1 protein-coding gene is annotated in these 257 nt (G+C 65.4%); it reads left to right on the top strand.

What is annotated here, in order from left to right:
- A partial coding sequence (locus tag BK660_RS32335; RefSeq protein ID WP_123436483.1) for a M20/M25/M40 family metallo-hydrolase occupies nt 1-257 on the top strand: 257 nt, incomplete at both ends.

Genomic DNA, 257 nt, shown 5'->3' with positions numbered 1-257 from the left:
GGCTGGGCAGTTGTGACATGAAGGGCTTCTTCGCGCTGATCATCGAAGCCGTGCAGCCGCTGCTCGAGCAACCGTTCAAACAACCGCTGCTGATTCTCGCCACCTGCGACGAAGAAAGCTCGATGTCCGGCGCCCGCGCGCTGGCCGAGGCCGGGCAACCGCTGGGCCGCGCGGCGGTGATCGGCGAGCCGACCGGGCTCAAGCCGATCCGCATGCACAAAGGCATCATGATGGAGCGTATCGACATCCTCGGGCAG

The sequence above is a fragment of the Pseudomonas brassicacearum genome (genome assembly GCF_003732265.1).
In the GTDB taxonomy this organism is placed as follows: domain Bacteria; phylum Pseudomonadota; class Gammaproteobacteria; order Pseudomonadales; family Pseudomonadaceae; genus Aquipseudomonas; species Aquipseudomonas brassicacearum_D.
The sequence above is the reverse complement of the archived record's forward strand: the minus strand, read 5'-3'. Positions and strand labels throughout refer to the sequence as shown.